Origin of the sequence: Neptuniibacter halophilus, from assembly GCF_030295765.1 — a bacterium.
Classification (GTDB): domain Bacteria; phylum Pseudomonadota; class Gammaproteobacteria; order Pseudomonadales; family Balneatricaceae; genus Neptuniibacter; species Neptuniibacter halophilus.
This window is the reverse complement of sequence record NZ_AP027292.1, coordinates 264,929-281,760: the sequence shown is the minus strand read 5'-3', so window position 1 is coordinate 281,760 and position 16,832 is coordinate 264,929. Positions and strand designations below refer to the sequence as shown.

The 16,832-nt window shown below is 53.5% G+C and carries 15 protein-coding genes; 14 read left to right on the top strand and 1 reads right to left on the bottom strand.

Going from position 1 to position 16,832, the window contains the following annotated elements:
* Positions 1 to 876, bottom strand: coding sequence for a LysR family transcriptional regulator (locus tag QUD59_RS01375; protein ID WP_286239082.1), 876 nt, complete (start codon positions 874 to 876; stop codon positions 1 to 3).
* A 175-nt stretch (positions 877 to 1,051) separates the two neighbouring features.
* On the opposite strand from QUD59_RS01375, the gene leuC reads away from it, so the two are divergent.
* The 14 genes from leuC to QUD59_RS01305 all read left to right on the top strand — a co-directional run bounded on the left by leuC (position 1,052) and on the right by QUD59_RS01305 (position 16,819).
* Entirely contained in the window at positions 1,052 to 2,470 is a 1,419-nt protein-coding gene (gene leuC, locus QUD59_RS01370; protein ID WP_286239081.1) for a 3-isopropylmalate dehydratase large subunit, read from the top strand.
* A gap of 17 nt (positions 2,471 to 2,487) precedes the next feature.
* A complete protein-coding gene (gene leuD / locus QUD59_RS01365; protein ID WP_286239079.1) occupies positions 2,488 to 3,135 on the top strand; it encodes a 3-isopropylmalate dehydratase small subunit in 648 nt (215 codons plus the stop codon).
* A gap of 55 nt (positions 3,136 to 3,190) precedes the next feature.
* The gene (gene leuB, locus QUD59_RS01360) at positions 3,191 to 4,273 is read left to right on the top strand and encodes a 3-isopropylmalate dehydrogenase (protein ID WP_286239078.1); all 1,083 of its coding nucleotides are present in this window, start codon (positions 3,191 to 3,193) and stop codon (positions 4,271 to 4,273) included.
* 157 nt (positions 4,274 to 4,430) lie between these two features.
* The gene (gene asd / locus QUD59_RS01355) at positions 4,431 to 5,546 is read left to right on the top strand and encodes an aspartate-semialdehyde dehydrogenase (RefSeq protein WP_286239076.1); all 1,116 of its coding nucleotides are present in this window, start codon (positions 4,431 to 4,433) and stop codon (positions 5,544 to 5,546) included.
* Between the two features lie 73 nt (positions 5,547 to 5,619).
* Positions 5,620 to 6,642, top strand: a complete 1,023-nt coding sequence (locus QUD59_RS01350) for an aspartate-semialdehyde dehydrogenase (RefSeq protein WP_286239074.1) — start codon at positions 5,620 to 5,622, stop codon at positions 6,640 to 6,642.
* A gap of 143 nt (positions 6,643 to 6,785) precedes the next feature.
* Positions 6,786 to 9,818: a motility hub landmark protein FimV gene (locus QUD59_RS01345; protein WP_286239071.1), complete on the top strand. Its 3,033-nt coding sequence runs from the start codon at positions 6,786 to 6,788 to the stop codon at positions 9,816 to 9,818.
* Position 9,819: 1 nt separating this feature from the next.
* The gene (gene truA / locus QUD59_RS01340; RefSeq protein WP_286239069.1) at positions 9,820 to 10,671 is read left to right on the top strand and encodes a tRNA pseudouridine(38-40) synthase TruA; all 852 of its coding nucleotides are present in this window, start codon (positions 9,820 to 9,822) and stop codon (positions 10,669 to 10,671) included.
* A gap of 71 nt (positions 10,672 to 10,742) precedes the next feature.
* A complete protein-coding gene (locus QUD59_RS01335; RefSeq protein ID WP_286239068.1) occupies positions 10,743 to 11,372 on the top strand; it encodes a phosphoribosylanthranilate isomerase in 630 nt (209 codons plus the stop codon).
* Positions 11,356 to 12,576 carry a tryptophan synthase subunit beta gene (gene trpB / locus QUD59_RS01330; RefSeq protein ID WP_286239065.1) on the top strand — a complete coding sequence of 407 codons (1,221 nt, stop codon included), beginning with the start codon at positions 11,356 to 11,358 and terminating at the stop codon, positions 12,574 to 12,576. The genes QUD59_RS01335 and trpB overlap by 17 nt, the downstream gene beginning before the upstream one ends.
* Positions 12,577 to 12,596: 20 nt before the next feature.
* The gene (gene trpA / locus QUD59_RS01325; RefSeq protein WP_286239063.1) at positions 12,597 to 13,400 is read left to right on the top strand and encodes a tryptophan synthase subunit alpha; all 804 of its coding nucleotides are present in this window, start codon (positions 12,597 to 12,599) and stop codon (positions 13,398 to 13,400) included.
* 24 nt (positions 13,401 to 13,424) lie between these two features.
* Positions 13,425 to 14,354, top strand: a complete 930-nt coding sequence (accD, locus tag QUD59_RS01320) for an acetyl-CoA carboxylase, carboxyltransferase subunit beta (protein ID WP_286239062.1) — start codon at positions 13,425 to 13,427, stop codon at positions 14,352 to 14,354.
* Positions 14,355 to 14,447: 93 nt separating this feature from the next.
* Positions 14,448 to 15,695, top strand: a complete 1,248-nt coding sequence (gene folC, locus QUD59_RS01315; RefSeq protein ID WP_286239060.1) for a bifunctional tetrahydrofolate synthase/dihydrofolate synthase — start codon at positions 14,448 to 14,450, stop codon at positions 15,693 to 15,695.
* The gene (locus QUD59_RS01310) at positions 15,696 to 16,259 is read left to right on the top strand and encodes an SPOR domain-containing protein (protein ID WP_286239059.1); all 564 of its coding nucleotides are present in this window, start codon (positions 15,696 to 15,698) and stop codon (positions 16,257 to 16,259) included.
* 65 nt (positions 16,260 to 16,324) lie between these two features.
* On the top strand, positions 16,325 to 16,819 hold the full coding sequence (locus QUD59_RS01305) for a CvpA family protein (RefSeq protein ID WP_286239058.1): 495 nt from the start codon (positions 16,325 to 16,327) through the stop codon (positions 16,817 to 16,819).
* The last annotated feature ends 13 nt before the right edge of the window (positions 16,820 to 16,832 follow it).

Here is a 16,832-nt window from a genome sequence, read left to right as displayed (position 1 = left end):
TTATCGTTCCTGACGCAGCATCTCAACCAGATAGCCTGCGGCGTTGGATAAAGTGCGGTTGCGGTGGTAAATCAGCCCCAGATTTCGATGAACCGGTTCCGAATCAATGACGTTCAGTACCCTCAGTTCGGGGGTGATCAGACTGTCCGGCAGCAGGCTCCAGCCGAGGCCGATACTGACCATCATGCGCACTGTATCCAGATAGTTTGTCGACATGCTGACATTAAGTGCCAGTTGGTGATGGGCGAACAGATCTTCTACCAGTGAGCGGGTGAAGGTGTTGCTGCCCGGGAGTATCGCGTTGTAGCGGGTCAGCTCCTGCAGGGCGATCCGGGGTTTATTGGCCAGCGGATGATCCGGTGCCACTACATAACGCAACAGATCATCCCAGATGATTTCGGAACGGATGGCGGCATCTGGCTGGGGTGAAAGGGTGATCAGTGCCAGCTCAAGATCCCCTTTAAGCACACCTTCGTAGGCGATTTCGGATTCTGCAAACTGCAGGTCAAGCTCCACCCGGGGACACTCCTGACTGAACTGTTTCAATAAGGGAGGCAGGCGATGCAGGCTGATATGGTGACTGGCTGCCAGCGAGAGGCGGCCGGTCACGTCACCCGCATTTAAATTGCCGATCACCCGGCGTGCATCATCCAGCTGCAGAAGTATGTCCCGGGCGCGTGGCAGCAGGGCATTGCCTGCTTCTGTCATGGAGACGGTGCGGCCGATGCGGTCAAACAGTTTGCTGTCGAGTTGCTCTTCGAGCAGGGCGATCCGTTTGCTCACGGCGGACTGGGTAATAAACAGGGCATCGGCGGCTTTGGAAAAGGAGCGGCTGTCGGCAACCGCAAGAAAGGCCTGCAGGCTGTTGGTATCCATGGGCTTCATCTGTGTCAGTGATAAGGATTGAAAATATTCTATTCCATATTGGAATCCAAAGTATAAAAATTATGAATTTGTTTTGTAGCTTGGTCTGCACTAGGATGGCTGCATTGAGCTGAAAGCCGGACCGGTGAAGGGGTTCGGCACTGAGAGATAAATGAGGTGAACGCGCATGTCCGGTAAGACGTTGTACGATAAGTTGTTCGAATCGCATCTGGTTCGAACCAATGATGACGGTAGTTCTTTGATCTATATCGACCGTCAGGTTCTGCATGAAGTGACTTCGCCACAGGCTTTCGAAGGTCTGCGTCTGGCGGGACGCCAGCCATGGCGTATCGATGCGAACATCGCAACGCCGGACCATAACGTACCGACCACTGATCGTTCTGGTGGTGTAGATGAAATTGTTGATCCGGTATCCCGCATTCAGGTGAAAACCCTCGATTCCAACTGCGATGATTTTGGCATTCTGGAGTTCAAGATGAACGACCAGCGTCAGGGGATCGTTCACGTAATGGCGCCGGAGCAGGGCGCGATCCTGCCGGGTGTGACCGCGGTTTGTGGTGACTCGCACACGGCAACGCTGGGTGCGCTGGGCGCACTGGCTCACGGTGTGGGTACTTCTGAAGTGGAACATGTTCTGGCTACTCAGTGCCTGATTACCAAGAAAATGAAGAACATGCTGGTGCGTGTGGATGGTGAACTGGGCATTGGCGTGACACCGAAGGATGTGATTCTGCATGTAATTGGTGTAATCGGCACTGCCGGTGGCACGGGTTACGCCATTGAGTTTGGTGGTGAAGTGTTCCGTAATATGAGCATGGAAGGCCGTATGACCGTGTGTAACATGGCAATTGAAGCCGGTGCCCGCGTGGGTCTGGTGGCTGTGGATCAGATCACCATTGATTATGTGGAAGGTCGTCCTTTTGCGCCGAAGGGTGAGCAGTGGGATATGGCGGTTAAGGCCTGGAAAGGGCTGGTGTCTGATGCGGATGCTGAATTCGATACCGTGGTTGAGATCAACGGTGCGGATATTGAACCGCAGGTAACCTGGGGTACGTCACCTGAGATGGTGGTGGGTGTATCCGGTCAGGTGCCAAATCCGGCCAATGAATCTGATCCGGTTAAGGTGGATGGTATCAACCGTGCGCTGAAATACATGGGTCTGAATGCAGATCAGAATATTACTGATATCAAACTGGATCGCGTTTTTATCGGTTCCTGCACCAACTCCCGAATCGAAGATCTGCGTGATGCGGCGAAAGTGGTTGAAGGCCGTAAAGTAGCGGACAACATTCTGCAGGCGCTGGTGGTTCCGGGTTCTGGTCTGGTTAAAGAGCAGGCGGAGCAGGAAGGTCTGGATAAGATCTTTATCGAAGCGGGTTTGGAATGGCGTGAGCCGGGTTGCTCTATGTGTCTGGCGATGAACCCGGATAAGCTGGGTAATGGCGAGCATTGTGCGTCGACCTCTAACCGCAACTTCGAAGGCCGTCAGGGCTTTGGTGGTCGTACTCATCTGGTCAGCCCGGCGATGGCCGCGGCGGCTGCGGTGAGCGGTCATTTTGTCGATGTACGTGAGTTGATTAAGTAAGGTATCAGGAGAGCGAGATGAATAAGTTTACGTTACACACCGGTATCGCAGCTCCATTGGATCGTGCCAATGTGGATACCGATATGATCATTCCGAAACAGTTTCTGAAATCGATCAAGCGTTCCGGCTTCGGCAAGAATCTGTTTGACGAACTGCGTTATCTGGATGAAGGTCAGCCGGATCAGGATTGCTGCGGTCGTCCGCTGAATCAGGAATTCGTACTCAACCAGCCTCGTTACCAGGGCACCAGTGTGCTGCTGGCGCGCGAAAACTTTGGTTGTGGTTCCAGCCGTGAGCACGCCCCGTGGGCGCTGGAAGATTTTGGTATTCGCAGCGTGATTGCGCCGAGTTTTGCTGAGATCTTCTACAATAACTGCTTTAAAAACGGCCTGCTGCCGATCGTACTCAGTGATGAGCAGGTCGATCAGTTGTTCAAAGAGGTTGCGGCAGAAGAGGGCTATCAACTGACCATCGATCTGGAAAAGCAGGTTGTGGTAACGCCTTCAGGCGCTGAAATGGCGTTTGAGATCGATGGGTTCCGTAAGCACTGTTTGCTTAATGGCCTGGATGATATCGGTCTGACCCTGCAGCATGCTGACGATATCAAAGCCTATGAAGAGAAGCGCAAGCAGTCGGCTCCCTGGTTGTTTGGCGCGATTCAGTGACGGGTTTATAAAAGAATTAAAGCTCCCCTGAGCGGAGTAAGTGGAAAATTTTACTATGTCTAAGAATGTATTGATTTTGCCGGGTGACGGCATTGGTCCGGAAATCGTAACTGAAGCGCGTCGCGTACTGGAGCTGGTTAACGAGCAGGATAAGCTGGGTCTTGAATTCAGTGAAGCGCTGGTGGGTGGTGCCGCGATTGATGCGGATGGCGTACCTCTGCCTGAAGCCACGCTGACTGCAGCGAAAGCAGCCGATGCGATTCTGCTGGGTGCGGTGGGTGGTCCTAAGTGGGATACCAATCCGGACTTCCAGATTCGCCCGGAGAAAGGTCTGCTGGGTATCCGTTCGCAGCTTGAGCTGTTTGGTAACCTGCGTCCGGCCATTCTTTATCCGCAACTGGCTCATGCTTCTACGCTGAAGCCTGAAGTTGTATCCGGTCTGGACATTCTGATCGTGCGCGAACTGACCGGCGGTATCTACTTCGGTCAGCCACGCGGTGTGCGTGAGAAAGAGGGTGGTATTCGTGAGGGTTACAACACCTACGTATACGATGAAAATGAAATCCGCCGTATTGGCCGGGTGGCATTTGAAGCGGCGCGGGCGCGTGATAAGCGTCTCTGCTCTGTCGATAAAGCCAACGTGCTGGAAGTGACCGTGCTCTGGCGTGAAATCATGGAAGAGCTGGCTAAGGAGTATCCGGATGTAGAGCTGAGCCACATGTACGTCGACAATGCTGCGATGCAACTGGTGCGTGCGCCTAAACAGTTCGACGTGATGGTGACCGGCAACATGTTCGGTGACATTCTGTCCGATGCGGCGGCGATGCTGACCGGTTCTATTGGTATGTTGCCATCCGCCTCTCTGGATGAGAGTGGCAAAGGTATGTACGAGCCTTGCCACGGTTCTGCGCCGGATATTGCCGGTCAGGGTCTGGCTAACCCGCTGGCGACTATCCTGTCTGCGGCAATGATGCTGCGTTACTCTCTGGGGGCGGGCGAGTCTGCTGATCGTATTGAAGCGGCAGTAAGCAAGGTGCTGGATCAGAATCTGCGTACTGCAGACATTATGTCTGAAGGGATGCAGCAGGTTTCGACCTCGGCTATGGGCGATGCGGTAATCGCTGCGCTGCAGGCGTAATTTAGTCTTAGTCGGGCATCCTGATGCCAGATTACCATAGTCTCAAATGCAGAAATAATGCATAATTGAGCGACTCTGATGCGTTCAGGGTATACGAAAGCTGGTGTCGATGGCGGCACCGGCTTTGTTGTTTTTTCTAGATTATTTGGTGAATTTAATGAAACGTGTAGGTTTTGTTGGCTGGCGTGGAATGGTGGGTTCCGTGCTGATGCAACGCATGATGGAAGAGCGTGATTTCGATCATATCGAAGAACCGGTCTTCTTCACCACATCTCAGGTAGGTCAGGCGGGTCCGGATATTGGTAAAACCATTCCGGCGCTGAAAGACGCGACATCGATTGATGAGCTGAAGCAGATGGATGCCATTATCTCCTGTCAGGGTGGTGACTACACGAAACAGGTCTACGCTGATCTGCGTGGTGCTGGCTGGAACGGTTACTGGATCGATGCTGCATCCTCCCTGCGTATGGACGACAGTGCGATCATCGTGCTGGATCCGGTCAACATGAACGTGATCAAAGACGGTCTGAGCCAGGGCGTAAAAACCTTTGTTGGTGGTAACTGCACCGTGTCCCTGATGCTGATGGGGCTGGGTGGCCTGTTTAAATCCGGTCAGGTTGAGTGGATGACCTCCATGACCTATCAGGCGGCTTCCGGTGGCGGTGCGCGTCATATGCGTGAGCTGATCAGTCAGATGGGTATTATCAAAGAGTCGGTAGCCACTGATCTGGCGAATCCTGCGTCTGCGATTCTGGATATCGATCGTCAGGTAGCGGAAACCATCCGCAGTGATGCGATGCCGGTTGATAACTTTGGTGTTCCTCTGGCGGGCTCTCTGATTCCATGGATCGATACCAAACTGGACAACGGCCAGAGCCGTGAAGAGTGGAAAGCCTACGCCGAAACCAACAAGATTCTGGGGCTGGGTGATAACCCGATCCCGATCGATGGTACCTGCGTGCGAATTGGTGCGATGCGTTGCCACAGTCAGGCGTTCACCATCAAACTGAAGCAGAACGTACCGATGGACGAGATCGAGTCCATGCTGGCCGAAGCCAATGACTGGGTTAAAGTGATTCCGAACGAGCGTGACATCACTGCGCAGGAGCTGACCCCGGCGAAAGTGACCGGCACCCTGAGTGTACCGGTGGGTCGTCTGCGTAAGATGAATCTGGGTGATGAGTACCTTAATGCATTCAGCGTAGGTGATCAGTTGCTTTGGGGAGCGGCCGAGCCGCTTCGCCGTATGCTGCGGATTCTGCTGGCTGACTAAACCGTCACCGTTTAAAAAAGAATATTAACCAGCCCGACATTGTTCGGGCTGGTTTGCTTTTGGGAGCAAATAGATGAGTCAGGGTTACAGTATTGCGCTGGTGGGCGCGACCGGCATGGTGGGTGAGGCGATTCTGGAAATTCTCGAACAACGGGAGTTTCCGGTAGAGAACCTTTATCTGCTGGCCAGTGAAAACAGTGTCGGTAAACAGATTCAGTTCCGCGACAAATCCTACCGGGTTGAAGCGGTTGATGAGTTCGATTTTTCACAGGCACAGATCGCTTTCTTTACGGCAGGCGCAGCGGTTTCTGAGGAACATGCTCAGGTTGCGGCGGATCAGGGGTGTATAGTTATCGATAATACCTCCTGCTTCCGTTATGACTATGATGTGCCGCTGGTGGTGCCGGAAGTCAATCCGGAGCGGATCGCTGATTATCAGAATCGTGGCATTATCGCTAACCCGAACTGCTCGACCATTCAGATGTTGCTGGCGGTCGCGCCGATCCACCGTCATGCGTCTGTGAAGCGGATCAATGTGGCGACTTATCAGGCGGTATCCGGCAGCGGCAAATCCGGTGTAGAAGAGCTGGCCGGACAGACGGCGCGTTTGCTGAATGCTCAGACCCCGGAGAATAAGGTGTATCCGAAGCAGATCGCCTTCAATGTGCTGCCGATGATCGATGAGCTGCAAGATAATGGTTACAGCCGTGAAGAGATGAAGATGGTCTGGGAAACCCAGAAAATTCTCGGTGATGAAAGCATCATGGTTAACCCGACCTGTGTTCGGGTGCCGGTGTTTTTCGGCCACAGTGAAGCTGTCAATCTGGAGTGCTGGGATCCGATCAGTGCTGAAGAGGTGCGTGAACTGCTGAGTCATGCAGAAGGCGTCGAGGTAATCGACGGTCAGGATGAGGCTGAATTTGCAACTCCGGTAAGCGATGCGGCAAAGGCCGACGAGGTATTCGTTAGTCGAATCCGGGAGGATATTTCCTGTGAGAATGCTATAAATCTTTGGGTAGTGGCCGATAATGTGCGTAAGGGAGCAGCCCTGAATAGTGTGCAGATCGCAGAAAATTTGATCCGGCACTATATTTAGCGCGCTTTTATCAGGGGAAATACAAACAGCTGTTTGTATTTCCTTGACCCATAAGCAGTTTATAAACAATACTGTGATGAGATTTCGGAATCGCAACCCTCTGATTTATGCCAAGTTTTGAGGGTCGGGGAACAAGGAAACTGATGATGTTGCGTAAACTCGCCGTCAGCCTTGCTGTGGCAGGTGTAATTGGGGCCACCAACGCAAACGCGCTTGGGTTAGGTGAAATTAAGATCAATTCCGCACTGAACGAACCACTCAGTGCAGAGATTAAGTTGCTTCAGGTGCGGCAACTGAGTCCGCTGCAGATTCAACCGCGGATGGCCGATATTGATGAGTTCGCACTTGCCGGACTCGACAGGTCCCGCTTTCTGAGCGATGTCAGCTTCCAGGTTAAAGTTAATCCGGATGGTACTGGCCTGATCACCCTCCGTTCCAAGAATCCGGTACGTGAACCTTTCCTCAACTTCCTGGTTGAGATTAACTGGCCAAACGGCCGCCTGGTTCGTGAATATACCCTGCTACTGGATCCTCCTGTTTTTGATCCAACCCCGGTACGTCAGACCGTCCAGCCTGCGGCGGCGGTAGAGGCGCCCGCGGCAAAAAAGCCCGTTAGCCCACGGCCTGCAGTAACCGCACCCGCTGTTACCGGATCCCGTTCGGCTGGTCAGTCCCAGGTGTACGTGGATACAAAAGATACGCTGTGGGGTATTGCCCTTAAACATCGCCCGGCTAAGAGCGTCCCTGTTCGCCGGATGATGATAGCGATTCAGGATAAAAACCCTGATGCCTTTATCGGCGGCAATATTAATCGGCTGAAAGCGGGCGTAACGCTGCAGATGCCGACCCCTGAGGAGCTGAACAAGCTGGATAATGCTCAGGTGCTGCGCGAATTCGAGCGTCAGACAGAATCCTGGCGTAATCAGACCAAGCAGGAAAAAGCACCGGTTGAAGCCTCCGCGAAAAAGCCGGTAACGGATGCTGTGCCTGAACAGCCTGCGCCTGAGGACGACAAATCTGCCGAACTCAAAATCGTCACACCTAAAGATAAGATTGAGCCTGAAGAGGGCATGGCAACCGACCAGTCTGATAACGGTATGGGCGAAGAACCCAAACCGGAAATGAAAGACGACGAGGCGGCGACTGAAGAAACCGGTGATGCGCAGACAGATACGGAAAAAGCGCTGCTGGAAAAGAACCAGGATCTGGAAGATCGTCTGAATCAGTCTCTGGAAAACGTTGATAAAGTCAGCCGTGAAAACGCGGAGCTGAATGAGCGTCTTGATTCTATCCAGTATGAACTGGAAAAACTTCGCGAGATGCTTGAGCTCAAAGATCAGGAGATGGCCTCGTTGCAGAACGAGGTGGCGAAAGCCAAGGCGGCTCCGCCACCGGCTCCTGCACCTGCTCCTGCTCCGGAAAAAAGCCTGCTGGATACCATTCTGCAGTCCCCGGCAATGCTGGGTGGCCTGGGTGCCGGCCTGATTGCGCTGCTGGCCGGATTGCTGTTCTTCCTGCGCCGGAACAAAAAAGAGGAATCGGCCGAGGATAACGATGGGCTGGTACAGGTACCGGAGGAGCTGAACGCGCCTAAAACTGACGATGATCTTGAAGCGATGGCGGCGGCTGAGGCTGCTGAAGAGCTGACTGCAGAGCCTGAAGCTGAAGAGGTTGCTGATGATCTGGAAGAGATCAGTGATCTGGATGACCTCGACGACCTTGAAGATCTGAGCGATGTGGATGATCTGGATATCGGTGATGAGGAAGATCTGCTCAACGACAGCGATCTGAATCTGAATGATGCGGATGAAATTTCTGATCTGGATGACCTTGATCTGGATATGGACCTGAATCTTGAAGATGAGATGGCAGGTGGTGCGCTGGATAAGGTTGAGGAAAACGACGAAGCCGACGATGAGCTGGATGCTCTGCTGGCGGATGACGAATTCGACCTGGGCATTGACGATGAGCTTGAAACAGCCGAAGAGGATGCGGCTGAAGACGACAGTCTGGATGCGATTCTGGATGAGGTGCCTGAAGCTGAAGAAGAAACCGCGACCGATGATGCGCTGGATGACATTCTTGGCGAAGCCTCTGCAGACGAGTCTGCTGAAGAGGATGTAGAGCTTGATCTGGAACTGGGCGATGATCTGGACTTCGATGTTCAGGAGATGGCTCAGCCGGAAGCGGCGGAGGCAGCCGGGGAGGCTGACGACGACGGGTTAGATTTTGTCGTTGATGAAGTGCCTGAGCTGGTTGAAACAGAGGAAGCTGCAGAGGCTGAAGTGGTTTCAGCGGATGACGATCTGGATCTGGAGCTGGGTGAAGACCTCGACGACATTCTCTCCTCCACAGAGGAGTCGGAAGCATCAGCAGAGGCACCGGCTGAAACTGACAGCGCTGATGACGATCTGGAAGCTCTGATGGCATCCGATCTGGATATGAGCGAGTTGGAAGAGGCGCCAGCGGAAGCTGATGCTGAAGCTCCGGCTGCTGCTGACGATGAAGAGCTGGATGCTGATTTGGAAGCGATGCTGGCAGCTAACCCTGATCCACAGGATCTGGCGGTGCCGGTTAAAGACCAGATTGAGGTCGAAGAAGACTTTGAGGATATGGATTTCGAATCCGATGAAGGCTTCGATGCACTGCTCGATAAAGTCGATGAAGATATCGATCTGGCGAGGGCTGCTGAACCGGAAGCTGAAGAGGAAGCGTCTGAAGAGGAATCCGATGCTGCCGCTGATGATCTTGATGCGATGCTGGATGATATTGGTGTTGGCATCGAAGAAGAGATGGCTGCGGCGCCGCAGGCTGATGGCAAGGATCAGATCGATCTTGAAGATGACGGTCTGCTGAGCGGGGCGCATGACCTTGAAGCGGAACTCGATTCTGAGCTGAGTGCGCTGCTTGAAGGTGGTGACAATGACTTTGAGCTGGATGAAACCATGGCCGATGCAGAGGATGGTTCAGTGGATGAGGACTTTGATGAGCTGGCCGGGCTGAATCTGCTGGAAGGCGCTGATGAGGTCGAAACCAAGCTGGATCTGGCACGTGCCTATATGGATATGGAAGATCTGGATGGGGCTAAGGATATCCTCGAAGAGATCATCCTTGAGGGCAGCGATGAGCAGAAACAAGAAGCGGAAGCGCTGATTCGGTCCATTAACGAAAAATAGTATGACCAACGAAAAAAATCCGGAGCCGCAAGGCTCCACCCAAGGGGCGATTTCGATCGCCCCTTATCGTTATGCCCTTTGTGTGGAATATTCAGGTGCGGCCTATCGTGGCTGGCAGATTCAGCGCGAGGGCGATGTACCCAGTATTCAGGCTGAAGTTGAGGCTGCGCTCAGTAAAATTGCCAATGCCCCGGTCTCGGTGGTCTGCGCAGGGCGAACTGATGCCCGGGTTAATGCAACTTATCAGATTATCCATTTCGACAGCCCGGTACAGCGCGATGAGCGAGCCTGGGTGCTGGGTACCAATACCAATCTGCCTGATGATATTGCGATTCAGTGGGCAAAGCCGGTTTCGCAGGATTTTCATGCCCGTTTCTCGGCACTGGAGCGGCGTTACCGCTACCTGATCTACTCGAATCCGTTTAAGCCTGCCATCCTTCCTAAGGGGATTACCTGGACCTATAAAGAGATGGATCTGGCGCAGATGAATGAAGCTGCACAGTACCTTATTGGCGAGCATGATTTTACCTCTTACCGTGCGGTGGGTTGTCAGGCCCATAGCCCGGTGCGCACGGTTAAGCAACTGGATGTCTATCAATCCGGAAGGTTGGTTGTGCTGGATGTCCGCGCCAACGCGTTTCTGCACCATATGATCCGCAACTTTGCCGGCGTGCTGATGAAAATCGGTGCCGGCGAGGCGGAGCCGGTCTGGGCAAAGCAGGTGCTGGAAGCGCGGGACCGCCGTCAGGGCGGGGTTACAGCCCCGCCATATGGCCTGTATTTTGTCGACGCGATCTATCCGCCAGAGTTTGAACTGCCAAAATCACAAATAGGCCCGTTTTTCCTTGGCTAGCAGCCTGACTTCAGGCTCAGGTATCTGCTACTATTTGCAGCTTGGTAGATTTCAGAGTGGAACGCAGCTACGTGAACAGAACCCGTGTTAAGATTTGTGGCATCACCCGTACTGAAGATGCCCTGCATGCGGTACAGGCAGGGGCTGATGCACTGGGTTTTGTGTTCTATGCAAAAAGCCCGCGTGCGGTAGATGTTGAGAAGGCGGCTGACATTAACCGTCACCTGCCGGCGTTTATTACCACAACGGCTCTGTTTGTTGATGCAGAAACCGATTATATTGATCGGGTTATCCGACAGACACGTATAGATCTGTTGCAGTTCCACGGTCACGAAGATGAGCGCTTCTGTAACCAGTTTTCCCGCCCGTACATCAAAGCACTGCGCATGAAGCCGGGGCTGGATCTGGGCGCGGAAGTGAAGCGGTTTTCGAGTGCTCAGGCAATTCTGCTGGATGCTTATCAGCCCGGCGTACCGGGTGGTACCGGAGAGGTGTTTGACTGGGATCGGATTCCCGAGTCGCATCCGGCACCGATTATTCTGGCGGGCGGTCTTAACAGCGCCAACATCGCCGAAGCTGTTTCTGTTGTCCGGCCCTATGCTGTTGATGTCAGTGGTGGGGTCGAAGCAAGTAAAGGCATCAAAGATGCCGCTAAAGTAACTACGTTTATCAATGAGGTAACCCGTGCCAACAACAATTGATCTTAAAGCACTTTCTCAGTTGCCCGATGCTAAGGGGCATTTTGGTCCTTACGGGGGCCGTTTCGTTTCTGAAACTCTGATGGCTGCTCTGAAACAGCTTGAAGAAACCTATGAGAAATTGTGGCGAGATCCCGCGTTCCAGGAAGAGTTTGACCGTGACCTGGCGCACTATGTTGGTCGTCCTTCGCCGCTGTACCATGCCAAACATCTGTCTGACAAAGTCGGTGGCGCTCAGATCTACCTGAAACGTGAAGATCTGAACCATACCGGTGCCCACAAGGTGAATAACACCATCGGTCAGGCGCTGCTGGCGAAATACACCGGTAAGCCGCGTGTTATCGCAGAAACCGGTGCCGGTCAGCACGGTGTTGCATCCGCTACTGTTGCGGCGCGACTCGGTCTGGAATGTCAGGTTTACATGGGTGCGGAAGATGTTCAGCGTCAGGCGCTTAACGTTTATCGTATGAAGCTGCTGGGTGCTGAGGTTATCGCGGTTGAATCGGGTACCCGTACTCTGAAAGACGCTATGAATGAAGCGATGCGTGACTGGGTAACCAATGTCGATGATACCTTCTATATCATCGGTACTGCTGCGGGCCCGCACCCGTATCCGAAACTGGTTCGTGATTTCCAGTGCATTATCGGCCGTGAGGCCCGTCAGCAGTGTCTGGATCAGACCGGTCGTCTGCCTGATGCGCTGGTGGCCTGTGTCGGTGGTGGCTCCAATGCGATCGGCTTGTTCCATCCGTTTATCGAAGATGCCGACGTGAAAATGTATGGTGTTGAAGCGGGTGGTTACGGGGTTGAAACCGGTCAGCATGCAGCGCCGCTGTCTGCCGGCTCTCCGGGGGTTCTGCATGGTAACCGTACCTACCTGATGTCTGACGATGGTGGTCAGATCATCGGTACGCATTCGGTTTCTGCGGGTCTGGATTATCCGGGCGTGGGGCCAGAGCACTCTTATCTGAAAGATACTGGCCGTGCTGAGTACGTGGATGCGACCGACGAAGAAGCAATGGATGCGTTCCGTACCCTGACCCGGGTTGAGGGAATTATGCCGGCGCTGGAGTCCAGTCATGCTGTGGCTTATGCCATGAAACTGGCGAAACAGATGGATAAAGATCAGACCATTGTGGTTAACCTGTCTGGTCGTGGTGATAAAGATATTCATACGGTCGCGCAGATCGATGGCATCAATATCTGATTTGTGCGGAGAATTAAATCATGAGTCGTATTTCAACAAGCTTTGCCAAGCTTAAGACGGAAGGGCGCAAGGCGCTCATCCCCTATGTTACTGCCGGTGATCCGGCTCCGGCTATCACGGTTGGTCTGCTTCATGCGCTGGTTGAGGCGGGCGCAGATGTAATCGAGCTGGGTGTTCCATTCTCCGATCCGATGGCCGATGGCCCGGTAATTCAACTGGCATGTGAGCGGGCTTTGACCCACAATACACGTCTGCTGGATGTACTGGATATGGTGTCTGAATTCCGTCAGAGCAATCAGGAAACGCCGATTGTTCTGATGGGGTATCTGAATCCGATTGAGGTGCTGGGCTACCAGCGCTTCGCTGAGGCAGCTCAGGCGGCGGGTGTTGACGGTGTTCTGACCGTTGATCTGCCACCGGAAGAATCTGAAGAATTTAATCAGATTATGAGTGCCCATGGTATCGACACGATCTATCTGCTGGCACCGACCACCGAAGAGGAACGGATCAAGTACATCTGTGACAACGGAAGTGGCTACATCTACTATGTTTCGGTTAAAGGTGTAACCGGTTCCGCATCGCTGGATGTTCAGGCGGTGGCGGACAAGCTGGATGTGGTGCGTCGCTACACTGACCTGCCACTGGGTGTGGGCTTCGGCATCAAAGATGCTGAATCCGCACGGGCGGTCTCTGAAGTTGCCGATGGGGTTATTGTCGGTAGCGTACTGGTGAATAAAATAGCCGAACTGGTTAAGGATCAGGCGCAGATTGCACCGCAGGTTGCGGCAATCATCAGCGAAATGCGTCAGGCCATGGACAGCTAAAGTTAATTAAGGTTTTGTAAGAAGATGAGTAACTGGCTGGAAAAAATTGTTCCTTCTCTGGTGCGTTCAGAGAAGAAGCGTTCAAACATTCCTGAGGGGCTTTGGAAGAAGTGCCCGAAGTGTGAATCGGTCCTGTATCGTCCGGAACTGGAAAAGAATCTCAATGTATGCCCGAAGTGTGATCATCACATGCGGCTGCATGCCCGTCGTCGGCTGGAGCTGTTCCTCGATGAGAACAACCGTCGTGAGATTGGTGCTGAGGTTGAGCCGGTCGATCGCCTGAAGTTTAAGGACTCGAAGAAATATAAAGACCGTCTTTCTGCTGCGCAGAAGGGGACCGGTGAAAAAGACGCACTGATCGCTATGCGCGGTGAGCTCGAAGGGATGCCGGTTGTGGCCGTCGCTTTCGAATTCAGCTTTATGGGCGGTTCCATGGGCGCGGTGGTCGGCGAGCGTTTTGTACGTGCGGCGAATATCGCGCTGGAAGAGAATATCCCGCTGATCTGTTTCTCTGCCTCCGGTGGTGCGCGTATGCAGGAAGCGCTGTTCTCTCTGTTCCAGATGGCTAAAACCAGTGCGGTACTTGAGAAGCTGCGTCTGCAGGGTACGCCTTACCTGTCGGTTCTGACTGATCCGGTTTATGGTGGTGTATCTGCCTCTCTGGCGATGCTGGGTGATCTGAACATTGCTGAACCTAAAGCACTCATGGGCTTTGCCGGCCCTCGTGTCATTGAGCAGACGGTTCGTGAAAAACTGCCGGAAGGTTTCCAGCGCAGTGAATTCCTGCTTGAGCATGGTCAGGTTGATATGATTATCAGCCGTGGTGAGATGCGTTCCCGACTGGCGCGAATTCTGCGCAAGTTTACCCATCAGAGCCCGGTTGAAGTGCCTGAAGCGGTAGAGGGTGAAGTGGTGACTGAAGCGGAGATTCCGCCAGCGCCGGAAGCCAGCTAAACGAACGTTCAGTACCTGAATGGCCGACGTGAAAACGCCGGCCTTTTTATTTTCTTCTGATAGCCCTACTGTCGTTGTATGAGTGACTCTGCGATGAAAACAAGCCTGTCTGAATGGCTTACCTGGATGGAGCAGTGCCATCCTGCTGAAATTGAGTTGGGTCTGGAGCGGGTCAGCCGGGTCGCTGAAAGCCTGCAACTGGATCTGTCTGCATCTACTGTCGTGACCATTGCCGGGACCAACGGCAAAGGCTCAACCCTGACATTTCTCAATCGCATCTATCGCGAGGCGGGTTACCGTGTCGGGGCTTATACATCACCCCACTTCATAGATTATAACGAGCGGGTCCAGATCAATGGTGTGAATGCCAGTGATCAGCAGTTGTGCGATGCTTTTCAGAAAATTGATCAGGCCCGTGGTGATATTCCGCTGACCTATTTTGAATTCGGTACGCTGGCGGCGCTGGTTATTTTCTCGGCAGAAAAGCCGGATCTGGTCCTGCTTGAAGTAGGTTTGGGCGGTCGGCTGGATGCGGTGAATATCATCGATCCGGATATCGCAGTTGTCACGACCGTGGCGATTGATCATGTCGACTGGCTGGGAGATGACCGGAATAAGATCGGCTATGAGAAAGCCGGGATTTTCCGTGCCGGGCGTCCTGCTGTCTGCGGTGATCTGGATCCGCCACCATCGGTTGCAGAATATGCGGCACAGATCGGGGCTCAGTTATATCAGTCCGGCACCCATTTCTCGATCACAGCGGATGAGAACGGCTGGAACTGGTTTGCTCAGGGTGAGCCTGAGCCGGTGATCAGTCAGTTACCGTTGCCGGCTCTGCCATTGCAGAATGCGGCAACCGCGCTTCAGGCAGTGCAACTGATTCCATTGCCGGTCACACCGCAGCAGATTCGTGATGGGATTGCGCGGGCGCAGATGACCGGCCGGATGCAGCGTCTTGAAAAAAACGGGCGCATCTACTGGCTGGATGTGGCACACAACCCGGAAGCGGCCGGGTTACTGGCACAGCGGATCCGGGCGTTGCCGGGGTGCAGTAAATTATTGCTGGGAATGCTCGCCGATAAGGACTGTCGTCAGGTTCTCAGTTTGCTCGCACCGGAGGTAGAAAGCCTCTATCTGGCTGATCTGCAGGGGTCGCGGGCACAAACCGCCGGGCAACTGGCGGGCATGTTACCTGAGGGTTGTCCTGCACAGCAGTTCAGTTCGGTAACTGCAGCGCTTCAGGCGCTGAAAATAGACACTAACCCGGGCGACAATGTTATTATCGCAGGATCATTCTTCACCGTAAGTGAAGCGTTGCAGGCATTGGAAAAGGACAGATAAATGCAGCAGAAGGTTAAATACCGTTTAGTGGGGATGGCTGTCATCCTGCTCTCGGCTGCGGTGATCTTTCCTGTGTTTTTTGACGGTTCAGGCTATAAAGAGAGGCATCTGGTGTCGGAAATACCCGATGCGCCAGAGCGCCCTGAGATTGTACGTATCGAGCCACAGAATCAGCCATTGCCGGATACATCCGAGCCTGCCGAACCGGCAGCACCGGCAGCGTTGCCTGTACCGCCGGAGAAAGTGGTTCAGGTCATCAAACGCCAACGTGAAGAGAATAAAGCTGAGCTGGAGATTCATCAGGACCAGCCGGTGCTCGATCAGCAGGGGGTGCCGGTTGCCTGGACGCTGCAGTTAGCCAGTTTTAAAGATGAAGCCAACGCCAAAAGCCTGCGCAAGCAACTGATTGCCGAAGGTCACAAGGTCTTCACCCGGAAACAGGGTGAGTTGGTTAAGGTCTATATCGGTCCGGAATTTCAGAAGAGCCGGTTAGAAAGTCTGAAGCTGAAACTCAAACAGGAGTTTGGCTTAAACGGAATCATTGTGCGTTTTACAACGCAGTAATAAGGGCGTTTAGCGGGGCTGCTTTCTCTGTTAAAATGCGCCCTCTTTTTCGTTGAGCAGTGGATATGAACTGGGCTGACTGGACTATCTTAGGCATTTTCGCAATCTCAAGCCTGCTGAGCCTGAAGCGGGGCTTTGTCCGCGAAGCGCTGTCGCTGGTCACCTGGATTGCGGCATTTATTGTAGCCCGTCTGTTTTCGCAGTCACTCTCTGTGCTGCTCGAAGCCTATATTGAAACACCGTCCGTACGCCTTGTGGCAGCCTTTGCTATCCTCTTTATAGTCACCCTCGTGGTGGGCGTACTGATTAATAAGCTGATTGGCGCGCTGGTAGAAGCGACTGGCCTTTCGGCCACTGACAGAATTTTAGGAATAGGGTTCGGTGCTGCGCGTGGAGGGCTGATTATTGTCGCCATCGTTGCGCTGATCGGAATGAGCCCGGCGGTAAACGATCGCTGGTTTCAGGAATCGGAGCTGATTCCCCATTTCGTACTTATGGAAGCATGGACCAAAGATGCGGCGGGCGAAGTGGGCCGTCTTATCTGGAATGCGGGACGCTGAATTATTTAATCGT

Bases quoted from the DNA above. Each gene is read 5' to 3' on its own strand.
- QUD59_RS01375 (WP_286239082.1), bottom strand. From the start codon at position 876: ATGGATACCAACAGCCTGCAGGCCTTTCTTGCGGTTGCCGACAGCCGC.
- leuC (WP_286239081.1), top strand. From the start codon at position 1,052: ATGTCCGGTAAGACGTTGTACGATAAGTTGTTCGAATCGCATCTGGTT.
- leuD (WP_286239079.1), top strand. From the start codon at position 2,488: ATGAATAAGTTTACGTTACACACCGGTATCGCAGCTCCATTGGATCGT.
- leuB (WP_286239078.1), top strand. From the start codon at position 3,191: ATGTCTAAGAATGTATTGATTTTGCCGGGTGACGGCATTGGTCCGGAA.
- asd (WP_286239076.1), top strand. From the start codon at position 4,431: ATGAAACGTGTAGGTTTTGTTGGCTGGCGTGGAATGGTGGGTTCCGTG.
- QUD59_RS01350 (WP_286239074.1), top strand. From the start codon at position 5,620: ATGAGTCAGGGTTACAGTATTGCGCTGGTGGGCGCGACCGGCATGGTG.
- QUD59_RS01345 (WP_286239071.1), top strand. From the start codon at position 6,786: ATGATGTTGCGTAAACTCGCCGTCAGCCTTGCTGTGGCAGGTGTAATT.
- truA (WP_286239069.1), top strand. From the start codon at position 9,820: ATGACCAACGAAAAAAATCCGGAGCCGCAAGGCTCCACCCAAGGGGCG.
- trpA (WP_286239063.1), top strand. From the start codon at position 12,597: ATGAGTCGTATTTCAACAAGCTTTGCCAAGCTTAAGACGGAAGGGCGC.
- accD (WP_286239062.1), top strand. From the start codon at position 13,425: ATGAGTAACTGGCTGGAAAAAATTGTTCCTTCTCTGGTGCGTTCAGAG.
- folC (WP_286239060.1), top strand. From the start codon at position 14,448: ATGAAAACAAGCCTGTCTGAATGGCTTACCTGGATGGAGCAGTGCCAT.
- QUD59_RS01310 (WP_286239059.1), top strand. From the start codon at position 15,696: ATGCAGCAGAAGGTTAAATACCGTTTAGTGGGGATGGCTGTCATCCTG.
- QUD59_RS01305 (WP_286239058.1), top strand. From the start codon at position 16,325: ATGAACTGGGCTGACTGGACTATCTTAGGCATTTTCGCAATCTCAAGC.